Below are 22,880 nucleotides of genomic sequence, written 5' to 3' on the forward strand. Positions count from 1 at the left end.
TTAAGTTAACCTTAAACTGTATTTCAGGGCACTTGAAACCCTAGAGTTGTTTTCTTGTATAAAAATAAAAATAATATGCCAGCAATTGCAAGTACTCAAAGCATTAAAGAATCTCTACGGCAAATATTAGAAAACACAAAGGAAGGTAAAACTCAACTGCCAGACTTTCAGCGTAGCTGGGTTTGGAATGATGAGCAAATACGCTCTCTACTAGCTAGTGTTTCTTTATCTTACCCAATTGGCGCAGTAATGATGCTGGAAACAGGTAATCCTGCCGTCAAATTTAAGCATCGTGTGCTAGAAGGTGTTTTACTTGATACAATACAAAAACCAGGATACTTGATTTTAGATGGACAACAACGTATAACTTCATTGTTTCAAGTACTTTTTTGTTCTAATCCTGTTCAAACTAAAGACGCGCGCGGTAGAGATACTAAGCTTTGGTATTATGTTGATATTGGTAAAGCGCTTTCAGCAAATGCTGAACGTGAAGATGCAATTATTAGTGTGCCAAGCGATAAGCTTATAAAGAATTTTCGTGGTGAAGTTATTGCTGATTACTCGTCAATTGAAAAAGAGTGTAGCTCAGAAGTTTTTCCATTAAATCTTGTTTTTGATACTTTAGGTCAAAATCAGTGGATGCAAACATATTTGCAACTTGACCCTATTACTATCTCAGAACGTCTAACGCGCTGGACTAATTTTTACCAAGAAGTAATTCAACCTTATCAGCAATATCAAGTACCAATTATTCAGCTTTCAAAAGAAACGCCTAGAGAAGCAGTTTGTCAGGTTTTTGAAAAGGTAAACACAGGAGGTGTTTCTCTCACTGTTTTTGAACTATTAACAGCTACTTATGCTGTTGATGAATTTAACTTGCGGGATGATTGGGATAAGCGCGAAAAGAAACTTAAGCAATTCAAAATCTTGGAAAATCTTCAAAACACTGATTTTTTACAAGCTGTTAGTTTGGTTGTTACAAAAGAACGTTTGCCTCACGGTGGCGCCGTAAGCTGTACTCGTAAAGACATTTTAAAACTAACTGTTGACGAGTACAAAAATTTGAATGAGGCAGTTACAAGAGGTTTTGAAAAAGCAGCAAAATTACTTCATACCCTAAAAATATTTACAGCAAGAGATTTACCATATCGACCTCAACTAACTGCACTGGCTGCTATTTTCGCAATATTAGGGAAGCAAGCAGATAATGCAGGAGTCAGCTCAAAATTAGCACGTTGGTACTGGTGTGGAGTTTTTGGAGAACTCTATAGTGGCGCCATAGAAACGAGGCTTGCTAAAGATTTACAGGAAGTTTTAGCATGGGTTAATGACGGTTCTGAACCAGATACTGTTACAAGTGCCAATTTTGCACCAGGTCGTCTTTTAAGTTTACGTACACGCAACAGTGCAGCTTACAAAGGTTTGTTTGCTTTACTACTCCATAATGGTAGTGTTGATTTTCGTACAGGCAGTCCAATAGACACTGAAATATATTTTGATGATAAGATAGATATTCACCATATATTTCCGCAGCACTGGTGTAAAGAACAAGGAATTGACGCTAAACTTTGGGATTGTATTTTAAACAAAACTCCTATTTCAGCAAGAACCAACCGTATGATTGGAGGTAAAGCTCCAAGCGTTTATTTGCCAAAAGTTCAAAAGGAAGCTGGGGTTACAGAAGCTCATATTGATGAGTTCTTACAAACACATCTTATTGAAACTAAGCTTCTACGCCAAGATAATTTTTTGTATGCTCGACAAAAGTCACTTTTGGAAAAAATTGAAAAAGCTATGGGTAAGTCTTATTTATCTACTATTAATATTGAGCAAGAGGCTGAACCTGATGACATTGAGTCGGTAGAATATGACGAAAACTTAGATGATTATGAAAAAGATTAGTAGATGAACACTGTAAATAAGCATTATTATGTTGGTGGAGATGGTATTTTACATCTAGATGTTCCTACTGGATTATCTAATGTTGAGTTAGAAGTAACTGTTACCTTCAAACTTGTTAGTTGGAAAGGAAAAGGCTGGGCGTCTGGCTTCTTTGAAGAAACTTATGGTATTTGTAAAGATCACCCCATTGTAATTGACTTTGAGGGAATTATTGAAGGTTATTAACAGTTAGGTGCTACAATTAAAATGACTGAAGAAGAAATGATAAATTTACATCGTAAAATAGAAGCTGGAGTTAAAGCTGCTGTTGCCCAAGCGATTGAAATACACCGCAGGCGGGCGTGAGTCTATTAGTTTTATGAAAAATGGGAAGATTATAACTTTAACTGCGAAGGAGATTCCTAAGATACAAGTGGATGATAAGGTATAGGCGCCAGTCATACAAACGTTCGTATACCTCATATTGGGTGGACATTTTTAAGTAAAAACAGTTATAATAGGAAATATTTTGACTGTTGTTCTCACATGTAATAGCACACGATCAAACTTTAGGATGGCACTAAAAATCTATCTATAAAGGAATAAAATTTAACTCTGTTGTTACTTTTTGCAATAAAGATAGAGGTTATTTATGTCAATAGTACCAGAAAAGCTAGAGGAAAGAGTCGCAATTTTAGAAGCTGAAGTTGCACGACTTAAAAATAAATTGGATGAAAATGCAAATACTCCTTGGTGGGAAAAAATTCATGGAACATTTGCTAACGACCCAGTGTATGATGAAGCGATGAAGCTAGGGCGTGAATACCGCGAATCCCTACGCTCTAATTCTCTAGAACCAGACGAAAGGAGCGATGTACATTCTTGATACTGACCATATTAGCATTTTGGATAGGGGAGGTATGGAGGCACAAAGTCTTTTACTAAGATTAGCTAACATCAACCCTGGCCAGGTAGCAGCAACTATCATTAGCTACGAAGAACAAATGCGAGGATGGTTGAGTCAAATAGCAAAAGCTAAGACTGTTGAGAGACAGGTTGAAGGTTATCAAAAGCTTCATCGGCAATTAATGAATTATTGCGCTATCGCTGTTATCGAGTTTGAACAAGAAGCAGCGCAAGAGTTTCAACGACTTAAGAAGTTGTATCCTAGACTTGGCACAATGGACTTGAAAATTGCCTCGATTACCAAAGTAAACAATGCTATTTTACTAACTAGGAATTCTTCGGATTTTGGGCAGATAGTGGATTTGCGTATAGATAACTGGATATAAAAATAAAGTAGAGTTTTCAACCCTTGATTAATTATCTAAAAAATTGGTTGTAATTACCAAATGAAAGAAATACACACGTTTGGAATCATTAAGTAATATTAAATAGCACTATAATTAGGCTACATCATGGCAAATATTCTACATGTCGATACAAGTCCTCGCGGAGAGCGTTCTATTTCTCGTAGTTTGACCAAGGAATTTGTCAGCGCTTGGTTACAAGCCCATCCTGGTGATACGGTAACTTATAGGGATATTGGACATAACCCTATTCCTCATGTTGATGAAGCTTGGATAGCAGGCGCCTTTAGTCCTCCTGACCAGCGCACTCCTGCATTAGAAGCTGCTTTGAAGATTTCTGATGAACTAATTGATGAGTTAGTTGCAGCAAATATTTATGTGTTTGGCGCCCCAATGTATAACTTTGGCATTTCCTCGGTTTTCAAAGCGTATGTTGACCAGGTAGCAAGGGTAGGAAGAACTTTCACAATTAGCCAAAATGGATTTGAAGGTTTACTCAAAAATAAAAAAGCTTTGGTTATTACTGCGCGCGGAGGTAGCTTTGCTCAGGGTACACCATTGGCACAATACGATTTTCAGGAACCTTACCTGCGGACATTGTTTGGGTTTTTAGGTGTTACTGATGTTTCCTTTATTCATGCCGAAAATCTATCAGGTGATGGAACACGAGAAAAATCTCTGATAGCTGCGAGGGAGGCAATAGAAAAACTAGTTACTACAGCGTAAGTTTAATTGTTTTGGTGGGCGCCGCCCACCCAAAGTTTCATTTGAAGCAATAAAATAGAGCTGGCTTTCGGCGCCGAAAACAAACTCTTTTAACTCTTCTCTCTGTGAACTCTGTGTCTCTGTGGTAAAAAGATATACCATTAAAATTAATGACATAAACCATTAGTGCTTCATGTCAAAAGTTTTGAGATATAGGCGCCTTTTCTTTACACATCCTAATATTTGGAACGGGCAAGGATGCCCATTCCACAAGATATGAAGTTTACTTAGCACTCAGCACGAGCGCACTTTCTACTCTTAAACGTTGGCTTGCTGACGCTGATAGAGTGACCAATATAGTCCTTTATCGCGTAGTAGTCCTTCGTGTGTTCCGCGTTCAGCTATTACTCCGCGTTCCATTACTAAAATTTGGTTCGCGCGCTTTAATGGGGCAAAGCGGTGAGCAATAATAAACACTGTGCGGTTTTGTGAGATTTTTTGGAGGTTTTGCAGTACTTGCTGTTCGGTTTCTGCGTCGAGTGCGCTTGTTGCTTCGTCTAATATTAGTATCGGCGCCTGTGATAAAAATAGTCTTGCTAAAGCTATACGCTGACGTTGACCTCCTGATAGTGCAGTTCCTCTTTCACCTGCGTTTGTTTCGTAACCGTGGGGTAGTTGACTGATAAAATCGTGAGCGACGGCAAGACGCGCTGCTTCCACTACTTGTTCGGCTGAAATATCTGGGTTTCCTAAAGTGATGTTTTCCAAGATGGAAGCATTAAATAAAAAGTCTTCTTGGAGAACAACAGCTATTTGTTGCCGCAGTGACGATAGGTCTACGCTCTTTATATCAAACCCATCAATTAAAATACGACCCGATTCGATTGTATATAGTCTCTGTAGTAATTTGGAAAGAGTACTTTTTCCGGAACCACTTCGCCCTACTATACCTACAAACTGTCCAGGTTCTACGTCAAATGATATTCCACGCAGTACGGGTTCAGTTCCTTCTTTATAACGGAAAAACACTTGCTCGAATTTGACTTCGCCTTTTAATGGTGGTAGTACTAACCCTGTTCCTGGTTCTGCTTCCGGCGCCACGTTCAATATATCGCCGATACGGTCTACTGATAGTAGTACTTGTTGTAAGTTTTGCCAAAGTTGAACTAAACGTAGTAAGGGACCAGTCACACGTCCCGATAACATCTGAAACGCCACAAGTTGACCGATAGTTAGCTTTTGCTCGATAACTAATTTGGCGCCGAACCATAAAATTAGCAACGAAGAAAGGTTCGTTAAAAAGTCACCGATGTTACTACTGATATTTTGAGTGGTAGATGCTTTAAAGCCTGTGCGAATAAACCTGGCAAATAATCCTTCCCAACGGTCGCGCGCTACTGGTTCAGCAGCATGAGCTTTGACGGAGTGAATACCTGTAACCGTTTCTACTAGGAATGATTGACTGTCGGCACTGCGGTTAAAGGTTTCATTGAGCCAGCTACGTAAAATTGGTGTAGCAACTAATGTCAATATGGCAAATAACGGTAGGACTGCTAACCCAGCGAAGGTCAAAGGAATGCTGTAGTAGAACATTAACGCCAAATATACAACAGCAAATATACTGTCTAGTACAACAGTTAATGCAGTTCCTGTTAAAAATTGACGAATTTGTTCGAGTTCCTGAACGCGCGCTACAGTATCTCCGACTCGACGCGATTCAAAATATGCTAGAGGTAGCCGCATTAAGTGACGGAACAACTGCGCTGATAAACTTAAATCGAGGCGCCGCGCGGTATGGGTAAAGATAAATAAGCGAAGTATACCAAGTAATGCTTCAAACAACGCTACAGATAATAAAGCTATAGCCATTACATCGAGAGTCGCCAAACTCTCCTGCACCATTACCTTGTCAATAACGACTTGGGTAATTAATGGTGTTGTTAGTCCCAGTAACTGTAACGTAAATGACGCTAATAATACCTCAGTAAGTAAACCTCGGTATCGCATCACTGCTGGCAAAAACCAGCTTAAGTTAAATTTCTCCTGCTTTTGAACTACTTCAGCTTGCCATAAATTGCCGTCCCAAGCTTCAATAACCATTTGTTGCAGCAAACTTTCGCACTTACCTTCAGGGTTGAGAGGGTTAGCAACAATAAGTCGGTCTCCCTTCATTGCGTAGACAGTAACCCAGGTAGCTTCCTTTGTTTGACCTGTATTTAAACGCATTAAAGCAGGGTAAGACAACTGTCTCAACTCCGACCACGTTACCCGTAAACGTCGTAAAACAAACCCTAGTTTTTCTGCTGACTCAACAAGGTTTTTTGGGCGCTGACCCCGAAGTTGACGCTGTACCCACTCAAGCTGAACCGGGTTTTTCAAATAAATGGCAGCCATTGTTAAACATGCTGCCCCAGTATTGTGACTCGCAACAAAGGGATATCCACTTGCTGCTTGTGATGATGCTGTTGCTAATAGTTCGCGTTGAAATTGTGACTGTTGCGTTCTCGACCCAGAGGCACTGGGAGTAGAATAATCGTCGCTCGGTGTCTCAAGCCTTGAATGCTGATCATATTCAACCAATTGGGATTTCACTTCATCCCGTTGAATTGGTGTTATCTCAGTCCTGGCAAGTTGATCTATTTGGCTTTTTTCGTTTACTTCAGATACAGAACCTTCCCAAAATGCATCAACTTGGGCGTTGGAAACTTTTCGCCAAGTTTCAACATCCCAACTAACTACTGTTACTTCTTTGCTAGCAGCTACAGCTTTACAGTCAACCGCGCATAAAAGCAAATCACCAAACCAGTCACCAGCTTCCATTGTTGCCAATGGTTTACTAGTTTCTTCCTCGCGCAGTCTCACTTTACCCGTGACAATAAAATAGTGTAAACCACGCTCAGTTCTTGACCATATTTTTTCACCTAACCCGTAGCGGGATGTCTCAGCACTATTTTTTAGTACATTTTTACCTTCGGGTGTTAACCAGCAAAACGGCGCCTCTTCCCAAGGTAAAGATGCTAGCACTGATAAATGCAAGTCCTTATCGGAGGCAGTTAGCCCACTTGCAGTCTGACTGTAAGCTTTTGAATTTTCTCTGCTAGCCATTTCTCAAACAACTCGTTTTGTAGTGTCTGCTTTAGTTGAGTATCATCCAGTGACGCTGTTAAGAATTGTTCCACGCGAAACAAACCAAAGCGTCCTTCTAATTCCAACGGTCCAACTAATGTACCTGGAGAAGCCACATCGATTGCCGCTCTTAGTATATCTGGTAATGTTCCCCGGCTAACTGGTCCCATCATCCCGTTGACCACTTTGTCATCAGCGAGGGAATATTCGCGCGCAATTTGTTCAAATGGTGCGCCTTCATCAATTTGCGCGTGCAGTTCCTCCGCCAGTTCCCGGTTATCAACGATGATTCGGGATAACACTACTCTATCGAGAAAAATCTTACGTTCAATAAAATATTCTTGAAGTTTTGGTTCAGAAACCACTGCTTTGAGTTTCTCTAACTTAAAACTGGAAGCAACCGACGAGTGAAAGGTTTCGTAATTTGTCCCGCTATTCTTCAACCAGTCGTTGAAACGCTGCGGGTCTGTAAGTTGATTTTTTAAACGAAAATCGATTATCGCTTGTTCTGTTAAAGCTGGACTAATGGTAATATCCTCACGGGCTGAGGTTTCCTCGTCAATTACGTATTGACGGAGAATATCACCTATGAACTGTCCCAACTTTCCGGACGCTTGCAGGTATTTTACTGCTTGCACCACGGAAATTGATTGTTCATCGACGGTTATAAATGATAGAGATTCCATTGAGCTAAGTACGTATAAATAAATACGTTCAAGAATTATACTATTGTTTGTCAGCAGAAGCTATCTAGGACGGTTTGCGTTCCCCAACCTTTGGAAATTCTACATTTTAAGCGTTTTGTTATCAAAACGGCTATAGCAATCCTAAGCTTGACAAGCGCAAATCAGCAACTCTACTTGATTTAAAAGTCAAGCTCACTGCTGGCTGTATAAGTAATATCTACATGGTATATGAATCTTGTTGCTGCAAAAAAGCCGACGAAGCAACTTTTGTAACATATTGCTTTACAATCGCGCCCTACCGCACCAGAGATAACCATAACCAGCTGCATACCATAGCAGAAGCGGCGCCAATCAATGTATTTAAAATATTTACCATTTCATTTGTTAGCCATGTATACCTCGATTGCAGTGTTGCTCCAATTACACTCTCAATATTAGTGGCAATGAACGCAGCGAGAACACACCAGCCTATACCAAAATTATCAATTAATCCAACTGCCAAACCAATTAAAGCCTGCATCAAAGAAGCAATGACTCCGGCAATGGTTCCTTCTAAACTTACAGCACCTTCTGTTCCGCGCGCTACAGGAGCCAGCGTTGTAATTAAAAAAGTACGCTTTCCATACGCTTTACCTATTTCCGAAGCACACGTATCTGAAAGTTTGGTACTAAATGACGCAACATAACCCAACAGAAAAAGCGAATGGAGTAATGGTAGTTGAGAATTAGAAGTACATATGGCGCCAACCGCGCATAATGTAGCTATCAATGCTGAACCCCAAACATTTTCTGGACCTCTAGCTCCCGAACGCTTTTCTGCGATACCGAGAGCTTCTTTCTCTGACATGCCAATTTTGGTAACAAACGAACCAACCAGAAAATAGAACATTACTACTATATAACCTGGAAAACCCAAAGTTCCCCAAATTAATACACCCAGCAACCAAGCGTGGAAGTACCCTGCATTCGTCAGCAGTTTTTTTGGCGCCACCGATGCAAGAGCTAATAAAGCCGTATTGAGGCCGATAGCCACAACCCAAGGATTTAAATCGTTAATTAAAGAAAGCATTTAAGTTCTTAAGTTTAGAATTTTAGCTCAGAATTCTAGAAATCTAATCGCACCATTAGTTTATCAATTTCTCAGATGGTATCAACATCCTTTGGGTTTGTACGTGATTGAAAATGGTCAACGAAACAAATTTTACCATAATATTAAAAATTATTGAGTTAAATACTAGCTTTCCTAAGTAAACATACTTGGGTAAAATGTTTATATCTTATATGTAAAGATAGCTTGAATTTAAGCAATACGTGAAGATTAGGTAAAAAATTCATGTTTTTTATGTTAAATTAATCACTCTGATATTTTTTTGTCGCCAAAGCAAGCGAATATCGATTTTGATAGTATTTGTATCTCTCCTTAAAAAAATAACATATGTCTACCGACGTTCCTGGTGGTTCGTTAAGCAACGCGCTGGATATAACAATTAATAGCAATGTGCAAGTATTCACTGATACAATTAGCTCTTCGCAATCGAGCAATTGTTACACATTTGGTTTACAGGGACGTAGTAGTTTTTACTTATCACTCAATGATTTTGATTCTGGAGGTAATCTAAATGTTGAATTAGTTCGAGACGATAATAATGACGGGCTAGCACAGCCAAGTGCAGTAATTGCTTTTTCGAGTGTACAAGACCAGGGAAGTAAATTCATCAGTGCTGACCTTGATAGCGGTAATTATTATGTTCAAGTATACGCAGGAGATAATTACACAGAAGATAATACCCAAACCTTTTACGACTTGTCAGTTTCGGCAACACCCGACGAAGCTGATGCCACCCCATATTCATTTGATACTCCCATTGCAACTGCTGTTGGTAGTACTAGTTTATCAAAGCCAATAGCAACAGCAGCATCACCAACCCCAGTTTCAAGTCCCAGCAACCCTTCGTGGAAAATTGGAACATTAGGCGCCGACATTTTTACTTATGACCCAAGCCAAAGTACTCCAATCATTTATATATCAGGAAACGGTGATATTGACTTTGGGGCAGGTAAACGCGACACACTAGATTTGAAAACTGCTGGTATTGCTTTAAGTCAAGTTAGTGTTAATTGGGCAAATACTCTTGGTGGGGGTGTAAAAGCAAACCCAGGTAATGGCGCCCGTATTTTTGATACCATCACGCTCAACAGCAATTATTACCAGATTTTCTTTGAGGGTATAGAGCAAATCCAATTTAGTGACGTTACAATTGACCTTTCAAATCTAACAATTTTAGCTAATGGCACTAAAGCGACTGTCACTACTAACGATGAAAAGTTTAACCAGCAATGGGACTTACACGCTACGGGAGTTCAAAATGCGTGGCGGTTTACTCAAGGTACAGCAAACGTACTAATTGGGATTGAAGATTCTGGACTTGGTGTTAATGCCAGTGGTCAAATTCATCCTGACTTGCGAAGCACCATTTATTCGGGTACTAATTATATTGATGAATCAGATACGTCTTCCCACGGAACTGCTGTTCAAAGCGTGATTGCTGCCACGGCAAATAATGGCATTGGAATAGCTGGAATAAATTGGTTTTCAGATGTTGAGCAAGTTGATGTAATTGGTGGAAATGCCGATGACAAAGATTTGGCAACTGCGACGCAAATACTGATTGACCAGGCTAATTCTAAAGGGCAGAAGCTGGTAGTTAACTTAAGTTTGTCAGGTGGGACTTCGCAGGCATTTATAAATTTAGTTGCTCAGAATTCAAATAATGTTTTATTCGTAGCTGCTGCTGGTAACGATAATCTTAGTTCCATCTCCAGTCCAGGCAACTTAGCTGCGGATTATAACAATTTCATCTCTGTAGGTTCATCGTGGGGTAATACAGATTGGTATGGCATAGCAAAAAAACCTGGACAACGAGCTGATTACAGTAGTAACAATCCTGAATTGATTGTTGCTAACCAACCGCAAGTTGGTTATACCGCATGGTGGGGTTCTAACTATGTAGATCAAGCTACTGTTAACGCTGGTAGAAGACCATTAACGTTAATGGCGCCAACGGAATATGTTGCAGCAAACGCAGATAGCAACAAAAACGGAACGTTTAGTTTTAATTATAACGATAAATTTAATGGGACTTCAGCATCTACACCAATTGTTACAGGTATCGCTTCGCTTGTGTGGAGCGCAAACCCAAATTTGACTGCTGCACAAGTTAAAACAATTCTTGCACAGACTGCTGTTGATCTAGGCGCCACAGGTTATGACCAATACTACGGTTATGGTTTTGTGAATGCTGATGCTGCTGTTCGCGCGGCTTTAGCTATGGCAAGAGTTTAACCTGTTGATAACCCCCCAACCCCCCTTTGAAAGCTCCTCTTTCAAAGGGGGTTTTTCTTTTGGAATTTGGCACGCTTGTCAACCGTATGTTAAAGACTAAAAGTATAATTTGACATTTTAAATTGGTATAAATTAGTTTTATCCGATAATCTCTTCACTGGTAATTACATAGCTTATTAGCAAATTTTATTACGTGTATTTAACGTGGCTGTTTGAGAAGTTTAAACAGCAATATAGAAATTCAACGATTTTATGAATCGAAGCGTGGATGTGGTGGCTGACTAGCAAGTTCCTTTTAGTACAAGGAGCAATGGGTGCTTTGTGCTTAATTTAGTTGATTTTATAAAGCAAAAGTTATGTCGGTTAATTTATTTAGGCAAAATATCAGTGTTCGTCAAGATTTGAGTCTTAATCAAAACACCCAAGTTTTGACAGGTTCAATATCATTTGCAAATACAGACGATTACTATAGTTTTAATTTTACTAGCCGTAGTAGTTTAAATCTTGTTGTTGATGGCTTGTATGAAAATGCTAACGTCCAAGTCTTAAGTAGCGATGGTCAAGAAATCGCTGGTTCTTATAACTTTCGTGACCAAGATGAAGTTATTAATGTCAATTTAGAAGCGGGTAATTATTACGTCAGAGTTTTTCGATTCAAGAACGCAAATACTACATATAATCTCAAATACAGTACAAACCCAATTTCAAAACCAGTTTCAGTAGTTACAAGTACTGGTTCTTGGATAGATATGCTATTCCGAGATCAAAAAATGCGTGCCAATGTCTATTCATCTCTAAGTGATGGAGTTATTGACCGCAACGAAGTAATCAGAATATTACGCGCGTCAGAGGATGACGGTGTAGTAGATACTGCTGAGTTTGCAGACTTGAAGAATCTAGTTGCGAATGCGTCATTGCTTGGAATACCAGAGTACGTGCGAGTATTACTGAACAAAGTAGTCAACGGTGATATCGCAAACAAAAGCTATCAGAACAGTACACTAGGTAATCTGACTGCGGGTAGCAGTAGCACGACTATGGACAAACTTGTGAATAAATGGTTTCTAGGAAGCGATTATCCAACTACCGGATATACATATCGACAAGCAAATGGTGTACTATTCCAGAACGGTGTTAGTTATCAAGACGTTAAACAAGGTCAGATAAATAATTGCTTTTTCCTAGTGGGGTTAGCTGCGACAGCTCTTCACTCCCCAACCGAAATTCAGAATATGTTTATTGATAACGGTGATAATACTTTTACAGTTCGGTTCTTCCGTAATCAAGTCGCAGACTACGTTACCGTCGATAAATATTTACCAACAGATAACGCTGGTAAATTTGTTTATGCCAATAAAGGTAGTAGTTATGATAACCCTACGAATGAACTCTGGGTTGCACTAGCAGAAAAAGCATACGCACAACTTAACGAATCTGGATGGATTTACCAAGATAATACAAATTCTTATTCAGGTATAGGCAAGAGCGGTTATATCAGCGACGCTTTGTCAAATATAACTGGTGAAAAAGTCTCAATGAGTAATATTTTAAACTTTGACTCACTTATAAATGCGATTAATACAGGTAAATTAATTGGGTTTGCATCTAAGTCAAGTGGGGTGGCGCCAGATATTATTCCCAGTCATGCTTATGCTTTGGTAAATTATAATTCATCTACCAAGAAATTCACTCTATTTAATCCTTGGGGATTTGAGTCGTCAAAACCTGGCATTTTGGAACTTGACTGGAACCAAATTCTAGCTAGCTTTAGTTATTGGGATGGTGCTTTTGTCTAAATTGAAATTGCTTGTACTAGTTAGGTGGGCAGTGCCCACCTAATAACATCATATTTAGCCTTAACAAGAAAAATTTTTATAAAAATATATTTAATTTAGCGTTTCTGTAAAAGTGGCTGCAAATTTTATAGTGTGTTCATAGTTATTCTTTACTAGGAAGTATTAGCTTTTCATCTAAACATATTGTCTAAATATTAGCCAAAGCAAATATTTGATGTCGCCACAGCAAGTAGTTGAGGAATAAATACTCATGTTTATTAATTGCAAGAGTAATGATTTAGCTTTACAAAAAAGTATAGACATTACTTCAACTTCATTTAATAGTTTTGGTAGTAATTATACTGATATAGATACCTATACAAATTTAAGCCGCCGCAGTCGTTTTTATGACCGCAATGTTCGTAATGATGCAATTACGCCTCAAGGATATAGTTCAAATAACGGTTATGGTTTGGTAAATGCATCTTCCGCTGTTGCAAAGAGTATTGGTCAACCAACCTTTGCTGATGTTGCTAATACAGGTGGTAATGGTTGGGGCGCCGATATGGTGAAAGCACCTTCTTCTTGGGCAAAAGGATACACAGGTAAAGGTGTTGTCGTTGCAGTTTTAGATACTGGAGTTGATATTAATCATGTAGATTTGAAAGATAATATTTGGACTAATCCCAACGATGACACCAAGGATGGATATGCTGGAGACATCCACGGTTGGAACTTTGTAGATAATAATAATGATGTGATTGACAGAGATGGACATGGAACTCACGTCTCTGGAACTATCGCAGGTGAAAAGAATGATTATGGTGTGACAGGAATTGCATATGATGCAAAAATCATGCCTGTGAAAGTACTTGATGATACCGGTAATGGTTCTTATGATTCAATTACTAAGGGTATTCACTATGCTGTAGACCACGGCGCCAACGTTATCAATTTGAGTCTTGGTGGTGGTGGAACTAATCAAATGATGCAGGATGCGCTCAATTATGCCAGTGGTAAAGGTGTTATTGTTGTGATGGCAGCAGGGAATAATGGAGGTGCATCACCTATTTATCCCGCGCGTTATGCTGAAAATACTGGTATAGCAGTTGGTGCAGTCGATAAAAATGGTGATTTAGCAAGCTTTTCTAACCGCGCTGGAAATAAACAGCTTGCTTACGTAACGGCGCCTGGAGTCAGTATATATTCAACAGTTCCAAACAATAGCTATGAAAGCTACAGTGGTACATCAATGGCAACTCCTCATGTTGCTGGTGTTGTTGCACTGATGCTAAGTGCAAACCGTAGTCTCAGCGATAGCCAAGTTAGACAAATTCTTGCCGACACATCAAAAAACGCTGGACAAAACAACAGTACCATTCCTAGCTTCAATTTTGGTGATATATTCTCTGGCTTTAACCCATTCTCTAACAGCACCGAATCTACAAATTACAGTAACCGCTTTTATAATTACACCAGTGGATTAAGTACAGCCGAAACAAATACCTTAACAAGCTCTAACATGTCTAACTCTGATATATCTAGCTCTAGCATATCTGACTACTGGAGTACCAAGAAAGATATAGTACAAACATATGAATACTCAAGTATGGCTAGTACAGACCCACAAGACCCGCAAAATATCTTAGAACGCTATGGAAAGATATTGCTAGCTCCTTATCAAGAATATTTGCGCTTAATACCATCTTCATAAAATAAATACGATAATCATACTCTTAATAAACCCGATGTGCAGAAGCTATCGGGTTTTTTATATCTTCATTTTTCTACTAGACAATTTCACATAAAATTTAAAGTAAGCAAAAGCAATAGAAAAAATTATCAATACAAAAGCATTATATAACAAGCTCTCAGGAATTGAATTGGATGTAAGTCAAGCATTGTTAAGAGAAACAGCAAGTGATTTAGTTTATCTAGTTCAAGCAATGGGTGGAGAGCAACCAAGTTTATTACCTGGATATAAAGTTAAATTCGTGGATGGTACATGCCTTGCGGCAACAGATCACAGATTAGATGCTATTCGCGCTTACGCAGCAAAAACGTTACCAGGAAAAGCGATAGCTATATTAGACTCTTCATCAAAATTAGTAACAGATATTTTTTTAGTTGAAGATGGTCATGCTCAAGAACGCGCGTTATTTGACCAAGTACTTTCTCAGGTAAAACCACAACAAGTGTGGTGTGGAGACCGCAACTTCTGTACAGCAAAATTTTTATATACACTCATACTGAAAAAAGCGTTTTTTGTAATTCTTCAACATGGGTCATTAGGCTTTAAACAATTAAGTGAGTTAAAAGCTTTAGGAAAAACTGAAACCGCAAAATTATTCGAGCAGAAAATAGAAATATCTTATGAATAATAAATTTTACAACTTAGACGGGTTCTGCTAAAGCTGAATGTAGAGACACGGGATAAGGAATGGGAAATAGCAATTTTTACAAACTTACCAAGTAGTAATGCAAGCGCAGCAGAAGTTGCTGAAATATACCGTAATCGTTGGAAAATAGAAAACCTTTTTCAAACTGTAACTGAGAACTTCAATGGAGAAATTTAAACTTTAGCGTATCCAAAAGCTGCCTTATTTTCATTCTCAATGGCATTAGTTGCATACAATATACTTGCGACTTTGCGAGGTGCCTTGGGAAGCGTACATGGAGTTATTAAAATCGAGGTTGGCTTATCTGATTTTTATTTAGTAGATGAAATTCAAGGAATATATAGAGGCATGATAATTGCAATTCTACTACTACAATGGGAAATTTTTGGTACATATTCTTTAGATGAAATAGCACAACTTTTACAACAGCTTACAGCAGGGGTAAATTTGAAACGTTTTTTAAAAGCAACGAGAGGTAAAAAGAAAAAGCGAGAACCTTTAATTGTTGATAGAAACCACCGCCATGTTTCTACCGCGCGGCTCTTAGAAGCCCATCATCAAAATAAATCACGAAGTTAGTTATAAAAGAAAGAATATTATTTTTCTTAACTGCTAGTTGCACGTAACATCTTTGACGAGGTGGATATTTTTCATGTCAGCTATTTATAAAATATTATGTTTTTAGTTTAGAAAGCTTTATGAAAAAACTTTAATTTGATAAGATGTGTAAATAATAAAACATATTTACACACTAATACTAACACAATTGAAAATATTAACGTTGTTAAGGGAAATTGTCATGTGGTAACTCGTAGGATAAATATTCGCTTACAACCAGTTAAAACAAGACGTTAGATATATAGAGACGCGATTAATCGCGTCTCTACGTAAATTGGGGGTAATTTATCTAACAGAGAAAGCTTCGCTAAATCTGCGGGTGATTGGCTCCATAATAAAGGTCAAAATTGACTTTTGACGAGTAACTATTTCACCATTAGCGGTCATACCTGGTGTAAATTGTACTTCTTTGCCGCGTACTACAACTGAGTGCTTGTTTAGCTTAATCCTTGTTGGAAATACTAATCCCAATTCTTTATCAACAATTGCGTTAGGGCTGACTTTTGCTACCTCACCCTCAATTGTACCGAATTCTTGGAAAGGAAATGTTGCCATTTTAACTTTAGTTTTCATTCCCTGACGAATAAAACCGATGTCGCGGTTAAGTACTTTGACCTCAAGCATTAACTCTTCACCATCAGGTAATATTGATAACAACTCTTCACCCGATTGTACTGGACCCTTTGTTGCTTTAACTTTGTAAACAGTTCCCGCAACTGGTGACTTAATAGTTTCATAATCGGTTTGTTTACGGGCTTGCTCAAGTTTACCAGTAATGTCAGTGTATTCTTCGCGTCGCTTATTTATTAGCGTCAAAATTTCGCTTTGTCGTTCAGAAGCTAAACGTTTGGCTTGATTTTGAGCAGATTGAAAGGCAGCTTCTGCTTGACGGATTTCTTGAAGTTGAGCAGATGCATCTTTTCGTAATGATGCGACTTTATCTTGTGCTTCGGTAATTTTGTTTTGATTATTTGTTATTTCATCATCCGCGCGTGTAATTTCAGCGTTAGCACGGTTTAGTCGGTCTTGCGCTTCCAAATAGTCAAGTCTGGGAACGGCGCCACTACGAGTTAAAGTACCCATACTTTCCTCGCGCTTTTTAGCGAGGGCTACGTTTGCATTGACTTTTTGACGTAAGTTTTGAGCGTTTGCTAAGTTTGTTTGAGCATTTGTAAGGCTGGTTTGAGAGTTTACTAAATTCTCTTGTAAGCGCACAAGTCGAACTTTTGCTTGTTCGATTAAAGCAGCTTGTTTATTTGCTTCAGCTTCAGCAGCAGCTTGTTTGGCTTCAAAGTCCCGCAAACGGGCAGCTAAAAGCTCATCTTGTATAGGAGTACCAGCACTTTTGTTACCCGTGCGCTCTGCATCAAGGCGCCGTAAATCTTGTTGAATTAGTTTAGCAGACTGCGCTAATCGCGTCACATCCAATTTTTGAAATTCTGGGTCGCGTTCGACTAACACTTGTTCTTTAACTACACGCTGACCCTCTTTTACACGTACTGCTGTAATTGATCCATTTCCAATTGATGTTACAGGACGTACTTGAGTTGAAGCAATCAGCTCCCCAGGCGCCGTAGCAACTTCATCAACTTTGGAAAAATGTGCCCATGCAATGCTACCAAACACTATAGCGCTTATTGTTCCCGCTAGTAATCTGGTATACAAAGGTGGTAGCTCCTGTACCGCTTTACCCAATTCAAAAGATAACTGCTCCTCTGGTCGAGCAAATACTTGTTTTGTTTGACGTGCTTGTGCAGCGTTTGCAGCTAAAGGAGAACGCATAGGATTTTAGATTTTAGATTTTAGATTTGTCTTCGACAATGAATGGATTTATGTAGCTAAATAGCGTCGGATGAAGCTTTCCAACGGTTCCAGGGGAAAAGTGAAAATTGCTTCTAAATTATTAATCTCTTCTGTTTTACAGAAAAATTCATTCGCTAGCAATGTTCTAAAGGTTCCGAAGGATTTTTGTGCTTGTGGGTTTACTAGACCTAATGCACCTCGAAACCCATCGACTAAAAATAATGGTGGATTGATTATAACTGGCTCTTTATTGAAAATACGACTGAATATACGTGGTATATCCTCGCGCGTTAAGATTTCGGGCCCACCTACAGGTAAAATTTGATTACGGGCGCCAATTACACCAACTGAATTAACAGCTATCTTCGCTAAATCATCAGTACTAACTATCGAAGTTCGATTTTTTGGGTCGCCAATAAGCAAATATATCCCAGTTTCGCGAAACCGTTCCGCAAGCGATAATAAATTAGATGCTAATCCAGCCGGACGCAAAATAGTGTAATTTAAACCACTAGCTTGTAAATACCTTTCGACTTCCCGTTTTGCCTTGAATACAGGCGCATCTTCATATCCTCTATCTGCACCAAGTACGGAGATAAACACAAAATGCTCAACTCCTTGTGCTTTTCCTTGGTCGATTAGTTCAATATTCGCACGGTAGTCCAACGCAAGTGCATCACCATCAGTTCCATGAGTACTAATAATATATCGAACACCTCGACAAGCTTTTTGGATATCACGCTCAGAACGTAAATCACCAATAAATAGCTCGGCGCCTCGATGTTCTAATTCACCATATCGCGATGTTAAACGAACAAACGCTCGTACATGCTGTTGTTGTTGGCGTAAAAGTCGCACCACTCGGCGCCCGATTCCACCAGTTGCTCCTGTTACCAAAAACATAATGATTTTGGATAGATTTGGGTTTGGGGTCTTAATCAATTTTAATAACCCTGCGGCAAATGGGCGAATTAACAAGTAAAGCTATCGAGCAAGAAATGCAACGACGTAAAGCCTGGGCTGCACATCGAATAGTTGCTCGCAGTGAAAAAATAAAAAATAGAACTAATGCACAACCAAGTTCAGCTTCACGAATTCGCGATTTAAGAGAAGGAAAAGAACGACGCTAATTAGAAGTGTGTTGTAGCAGACAACTAGTATACGGAGAGAAAGAGTAAGAGCTTATCAACACCCCAAAATTAACGACACGAAATACCAGTGGTTTGTGTCAATAGTTTTGGTATATTTTCTCTTCTTAATTCTTCCTTTGCGTCCTTTGCGTCCTTTGCGGTTTGTTTTTTCTACTCCCCAAAATTAAGGATACAGACTATTGGTCTGTGTCAATAGTTTTGGTGTGTTCTCTTCTCTTCTTTCTTCCTTTGTGTCCTTTGTGTCTTTGTGGTTCATGTCATTAAATTTGGTCGGCTCACGGCGTCTCGCCTGACCGCACGCACAGGCGAGACGCCTATGCTACAACTCACCAAAATTAATGACACAGACTATTGGTGGTCTGTGTTATTAAATTTGTTAGGTAGAAGATTGGCAAAGGATATAACAGACAAATTATTGGATACAAACAAAAGTCGGTGCGTGACGCTATCAGTTTTGCGCTTCGTTTTCAAATTTTAGTAGCGTCACACACCCTACAATTAAAAATAAACCATCCGTTACATCCGTTTATAATCCGTTGCCCAAGATATTATTTGATGAAGTTTTAAACTAGCAACTCCATGATAACTGGCGCGTGGTCACTAGGTTTTTCCAGTTTTCTAGGCGCCTGGTCAATTATGCAGCTTGTTACGCGCTCGTATAGTTCGGGTGTTAAATAATGATGGTCGATGCGCCAACCTAAGTTACGACGAAATGCCATCGTGCGATAGTCCCACCAACTGTAATGTCCTGCTTCTAAAGTAAATTTACGAAAAGCATCGGCAAATCCTAACTCTAACACTTCTTTGAGCGCTTGACGTTCGGCATCCGATGACATTATATGGTTTTTGATATCAGCTTTCTCATGAATATCTTTGTCTTCAAGCGCAATATTAAAGTCACCACACATACAAATGTTGGGATTTTGCGACAATAGTACTTGTAGGTATTTTCGGAGTACGGTCAACCAGCGCAGCTTGAAGTCGTATTTGTCACAACCGACTTCGGAACCGTTTGGTACGTAAAGATTCAAAATTCTTATGCCGTCAATTACACCCGTAATTACTCGTTTTTGCTCGTCCCATATTGAATCAAGTTCTGGCAATATGCTTGTAAACCCAGTACTGACTTGTTCTAATGGTTTTTTACTCAGCAGCGCAACCCCGTTGTAAGATTTTTGCCCATATATATATGTATGGTAATTCAGAGCCTCAAACTTTTCGCGCGGAAAGTCTTTATCAACAACTTTGGTTTCTTGCACGCAAAGCACATCAACAGGGTTTTGTTCTAGCCAATTGACGACATGTTCTAAGCGTGTACGAATTGAGTTAACGTTCCAAGTAGCTATTTTCATTAATTTTTACGAAGCCAACTATTATTAGTATTTTCTCTAGCTTCTTCATTCATATATTATTACTACTAATGTTACAAAATATTAATAAGATTTTGTAATATAAGTTACCAAATCTTGTTTTGCTTTTATAAAGTTATATATACTTTTTCAAAGATATTTACAATTATGAATAGCTATTATAAATCGGGCATATTTGAGCTACAGCGCAAGCGCGAATATCTAAGTAAGATTACAAGAGCGTTGCTTTGATTTTAAACTCGAACGAGTCATTTTTTGTCTTTTTTCAATGATTCTAGTCGCTACTGGCTTAGTAGAAAATTCTCAGTGTGGATAAAATTAGTGCCGAATCAATACTTACTACTTTATAGTCTAAAGGCTTATGGCTTTCAATGATCCCCAAGATAGATGAAGCTTTTTGATAGGTGATTGTAATGTTATAGATGTAGTTACCTAATGATTAATAGCTGATTGGTCGAAAAAGTTTACATTAAGCTGTCAAGTACGGTTAACCGGAAAGAATTGCTTTCTGGTTGGCACCTTGATTGATGTAAACTTGGGATGGGTGAGTATAAATGCTCTGCCAAAAATCTAATAATAGTCCTGGGATACTAGGCTTTTTCACCTGTACCAAAACAATTTATGAAAATCGCTCAAGTGGCTCCCTTGTGGGAACGAGTTCCACCTCCAAGTTACGGAGGAATCGAACTGGTAGTGAGTCGTCTGACAGATGAACTAGTACGTCGAGGTCACGATGTTACTTTGTTCGCATCAGGAGATTCCCATACGCTTGCGAAGCTCGAAGCAATTTGTCCGCGTGCATTACGTTTAGACCCAAATTTACGGGAATATTCAGCATACGAGACGCTCGAACTGAGTCACGTTTACCAGCGCGCTGAGGAATTTGATATTATTCATTCCCATGTAGGCGTTCCAGCATTACTAAGCGCAAATTTTGTGCCAACACCAACGGTGCATACATTGCACGGTAGTTTTAACAGCGAAAATATAAACGTTTACACCCATCATAAAAAGCAACCATACGTTAGCATTAGCAATACTCAACGTCAAGTCCAGCTTAATTACGTTGATACAGTTTACAACGGTATTAACCTGTCAGATTACCCGTTCATTGCTCAACCAAAAGAGGCACCTTATTTAGCATTCTTAGGACGCTTTTCACCAGAAAAAGGACCGCAACATGCGATAAAAATCGCGCGTGCGACTGGATGGCGTTTAAAAATGGCTGGAAAAGTCGATGTAGTTGATACAGAGTTCTTCGAGGGCGAAATTGCACCGTATATCGACGGTAAGCAAATCGAGTATCTTGGTGAAGTAGATAATGCTTCTAAAGTAGAACTTCTGGGAAATGCTTCAATTGCACTGTTCCCAATTACATGGCGAGAACCTTTTGGTTTAGTAATGATTGAATCAATGGCAACTGGTACGCCAGTGATCGGAATGAATATGGGCGCCGTACCAGAGGTTATTGCCCACGGAGTAAGTGGATTAATATGTACTAGCTATGAGGAAATGGCAGCAATGATTCCTCAAGCATTACAGCTTAACCGTCATGAATGTCGCAAACACGTAGAAAACAACTTTAGCGTAGCTCGTATGGTTGATGGATACGAAAAAGTGTACGAAAAAATTATTCAAGATCGGATTCATCAGAACGGACGTATCCATGCTGCCAAAATCGTAATTTAATGAATTGTCGCGCGCATATTAAATCAATACAAAACAAATCAAATCAAATCAACAACATAAAAAGGAGAACAATAGTATGAGTATGAGAGCGAACAGTTGTCCCTGTTGCGGTAGTTCCATGCTGTTGCGCCACGTTCGCCACGGTAAAGTATTCTGGCTATGTCAATCTTGCCGTCAAGAAGTTTCTTTACTGACAGTAAACCGCGTACCCACAACAGAAACAAGAAATATAGGAATCGTCTCACAACCAACCGTTGCATCATAAAGCATGTAGTTGTAATTTATCTCTGAGACTATTCTCTGAGGCATTAAGTTCCTGACTTGCATTAAAGTTTGAACTGCTTCACCTGTTAAAATCAGGTGAGGCGATCTATATTGAGTGCGAGGATTGAAACTTGCTTGCAGCATTACTTTATGGTCAAGAAGATTTACGACTCCAACAGGTAAACGACCCCGTACCCCAAGCAGGTGAAGTTGTAATAAGAGTAGGTGCTGCAACAACTTGCGGTACTGACCTAAAGGTGTGGAAAAGAGGTGGTCATGCCAAAATGCTCAAACCACCAACTTTATTTGGACATGAAGCAGCTGGGGAAATTGTTGCTGTTGCTTCAGATGTGACAAAGTGGAAAGTTGGTGACGCTGTTGTTGCTAATAATTCTGCACCATGTGGTAACTGTTTTTTTTGTCGAAAGCAAGAATATTCACTCTGTCCCAACCTTACCTGGAATAACGGTACGTTCGCACAGTTTCTCAAAATTCCGGCGCCCATTGTTGAGCAAAATTTACTGTTACTTCCTGATGGTTTACCATACGAACTTGCAGCAATGACTGAACCGTTAGCGTGCGTATTACATGGGATTGCACGCTCGAATATCAAACATGGTGATACAATTGTTTTGTTAGGTGATGGCGCAATTGGCTTAATGTTTGTTGCTGTCGCTCAAGAATATAATGCATCAGTACTGATATTTGGAGGTAATGAGCAAAGATTAGAGATAGCGAAGAAACTTGGCGCCGCGAAAAC

The 22,880-nt window shown here is 39.1% G+C and carries 19 protein-coding genes and 1 pseudogene; 14 read left to right on the forward strand and 6 right to left on the reverse strand.

Annotated elements, in window-relative coordinates; translation table 11 throughout:
- Window positions 1-75 precede the first annotated feature (75 nt).
- The 5 genes from AC2JBO_RS12895 (at window position 76) to AC2JBO_RS12915 (ending at window position 3,917) form a co-directional block, all read left to right on the forward strand.
- Entirely contained in the window at window positions 76-1,902 is a 1,827-nt protein-coding gene (locus AC2JBO_RS12895) for a GmrSD restriction endonuclease domain-containing protein (RefSeq protein ID WP_496954054.1), read from the forward strand.
- Between the two features lie 3 nt (window positions 1,903-1,905).
- A complete protein-coding gene (locus tag AC2JBO_RS12900) occupies window positions 1,906-2,127 on the forward strand; it encodes a hypothetical protein (protein ID WP_496954055.1) in 222 nt (73 codons plus the stop codon).
- A 406-nt stretch (window positions 2,128-2,533) separates the two neighbouring features.
- Window positions 2,534-2,767: a hypothetical protein gene (locus AC2JBO_RS12905; protein WP_496954056.1), complete on the forward strand. Its 234-nt coding sequence runs from the start codon at window positions 2,534-2,536 to the stop codon at window positions 2,765-2,767.
- Entirely contained in the window at window positions 2,754-3,173 is a 420-nt protein-coding gene (locus AC2JBO_RS12910; protein ID WP_496954057.1) for a type II toxin-antitoxin system VapC family toxin, read from the forward strand. The genes AC2JBO_RS12905 and AC2JBO_RS12910 overlap by 14 nt, the downstream gene beginning before the upstream one ends.
- Window positions 3,174-3,299: 126 nt before the next feature.
- A complete protein-coding gene (locus AC2JBO_RS12915) occupies window positions 3,300-3,917 on the forward strand; it encodes an FMN-dependent NADH-azoreductase (protein ID WP_496954058.1) in 618 nt (205 codons plus the stop codon).
- A 297-nt stretch (window positions 3,918-4,214) separates the two neighbouring features.
- On the opposite strand, the gene AC2JBO_RS12920 is transcribed toward AC2JBO_RS12915, so the two are convergent.
- From AC2JBO_RS12920 to AC2JBO_RS12930, 3 genes are all read right to left on the reverse strand, one after another.
- Complete coding sequence (locus AC2JBO_RS12920) at window positions 4,215-7,001, reverse strand: type I secretion system permease/ATPase (RefSeq protein WP_496954059.1); 2,787 nt, start codon at window positions 6,999-7,001, stop codon at window positions 4,215-4,217.
- Window positions 6,950-7,708 (reverse strand): peptidylprolyl isomerase, encoded by a 759-nt coding sequence (locus AC2JBO_RS12925; protein ID WP_496954060.1) that lies wholly within the window; start codon window positions 7,706-7,708, stop codon window positions 6,950-6,952. The genes AC2JBO_RS12920 and AC2JBO_RS12925 overlap by 52 nt, the downstream gene beginning before the upstream one ends.
- A 295-nt stretch (window positions 7,709-8,003) precedes the next feature.
- Window positions 8,004-8,777 carry a TIGR00297 family protein gene (locus AC2JBO_RS12930; RefSeq protein ID WP_496954061.1) on the reverse strand — a complete coding sequence of 258 codons (774 nt, stop codon included), beginning with the start codon at window positions 8,775-8,777 and terminating at the stop codon, window positions 8,004-8,006.
- A gap of 366 nt (window positions 8,778-9,143) precedes the next feature.
- On the opposite strand from AC2JBO_RS12930, the gene AC2JBO_RS12935 reads away from it, so the two are divergent.
- From AC2JBO_RS12935 to AC2JBO_RS12955, 5 genes and pseudogenes are all read left to right on the forward strand, one after another.
- Complete coding sequence (locus AC2JBO_RS12935; RefSeq protein WP_496954062.1) at window positions 9,144-11,051, forward strand: S8 family serine peptidase; 1,908 nt, start codon at window positions 9,144-9,146, stop codon at window positions 11,049-11,051.
- Between the two features lie 356 nt (window positions 11,052-11,407).
- Complete coding sequence (locus AC2JBO_RS12940) at window positions 11,408-12,847, forward strand: C2 family cysteine protease (protein WP_496954063.1); 1,440 nt, start codon at window positions 11,408-11,410, stop codon at window positions 12,845-12,847.
- A 250-nt stretch (window positions 12,848-13,097) separates the two neighbouring features.
- Window positions 13,098-14,540: a S8 family peptidase gene (locus AC2JBO_RS12945; protein WP_496954064.1), complete on the forward strand. Its 1,443-nt coding sequence runs from the start codon at window positions 13,098-13,100 to the stop codon at window positions 14,538-14,540.
- Between the two features lie 232 nt (window positions 14,541-14,772).
- Window positions 14,773-15,402, forward strand: a pseudogene (locus AC2JBO_RS12950) (transposase).
- Between the two features lie 39 nt (window positions 15,403-15,441).
- Window positions 15,442-15,804, forward strand: coding sequence for a hypothetical protein (locus AC2JBO_RS12955; RefSeq protein WP_496954065.1), 363 nt, complete (start codon window positions 15,442-15,444; stop codon window positions 15,802-15,804).
- Between the two features lie 324 nt (window positions 15,805-16,128).
- Here the strand turns inward: AC2JBO_RS12955 and AC2JBO_RS12960 are convergent, their stop codons facing one another.
- Both AC2JBO_RS12960 and AC2JBO_RS12965 read right to left on the reverse strand, forming a co-directional pair.
- The gene (locus tag AC2JBO_RS12960) at window positions 16,129-17,625 is read right to left on the reverse strand and encodes a beta-barrel domain-containing protein (RefSeq protein WP_496954066.1); all 1,497 of its coding nucleotides are present in this window, start codon (window positions 17,623-17,625) and stop codon (window positions 16,129-16,131) included.
- 48 nt (window positions 17,626-17,673) lie between these two features.
- A complete protein-coding gene (locus AC2JBO_RS12965) occupies window positions 17,674-18,549 on the reverse strand; it encodes an SDR family oxidoreductase (protein ID WP_496954074.1) in 876 nt (291 codons plus the stop codon).
- 59 nt (window positions 18,550-18,608) lie between these two features.
- Here AC2JBO_RS12965 and AC2JBO_RS12970 point away from each other — a divergent pair, with 59 nt between their 5' ends.
- A complete protein-coding gene (locus tag AC2JBO_RS12970; RefSeq protein WP_496954067.1) occupies window positions 18,609-18,776 on the forward strand; it encodes a hypothetical protein in 168 nt (55 codons plus the stop codon).
- Window positions 18,777-19,360: 584 nt separating this feature from the next.
- Here AC2JBO_RS12970 and xth read toward each other — a convergent pair.
- Window positions 19,361-20,149, reverse strand: coding sequence for an exodeoxyribonuclease III (gene xth, locus AC2JBO_RS12975; protein ID WP_496954068.1), 789 nt, complete (start codon window positions 20,147-20,149; stop codon window positions 19,361-19,363).
- A 639-nt stretch (window positions 20,150-20,788) separates the two neighbouring features.
- On the opposite strand from xth, the gene AC2JBO_RS12980 reads away from it, so the two are divergent.
- From AC2JBO_RS12980 to AC2JBO_RS12990, 3 genes are all read left to right on the forward strand, one after another.
- Window positions 20,789-21,856: a glycosyltransferase family 4 protein gene (locus tag AC2JBO_RS12980; RefSeq protein WP_496954069.1), complete on the forward strand. Its 1,068-nt coding sequence runs from the start codon at window positions 20,789-20,791 to the stop codon at window positions 21,854-21,856.
- A 76-nt stretch (window positions 21,857-21,932) separates the two neighbouring features.
- A complete protein-coding gene (locus AC2JBO_RS12985; RefSeq protein ID WP_496954070.1) occupies window positions 21,933-22,121 on the forward strand; it encodes a hypothetical protein in 189 nt (62 codons plus the stop codon).
- A gap of 130 nt (window positions 22,122-22,251) precedes the next feature.
- A partial coding sequence (locus AC2JBO_RS12990; RefSeq protein WP_496954071.1) for a zinc-dependent alcohol dehydrogenase occupies window positions 22,252-22,880 on the forward strand: 629 nt, incomplete at its 3' end.

The organism is Calothrix sp. CBUCES-K 9914 (assembly GCF_059640475.1).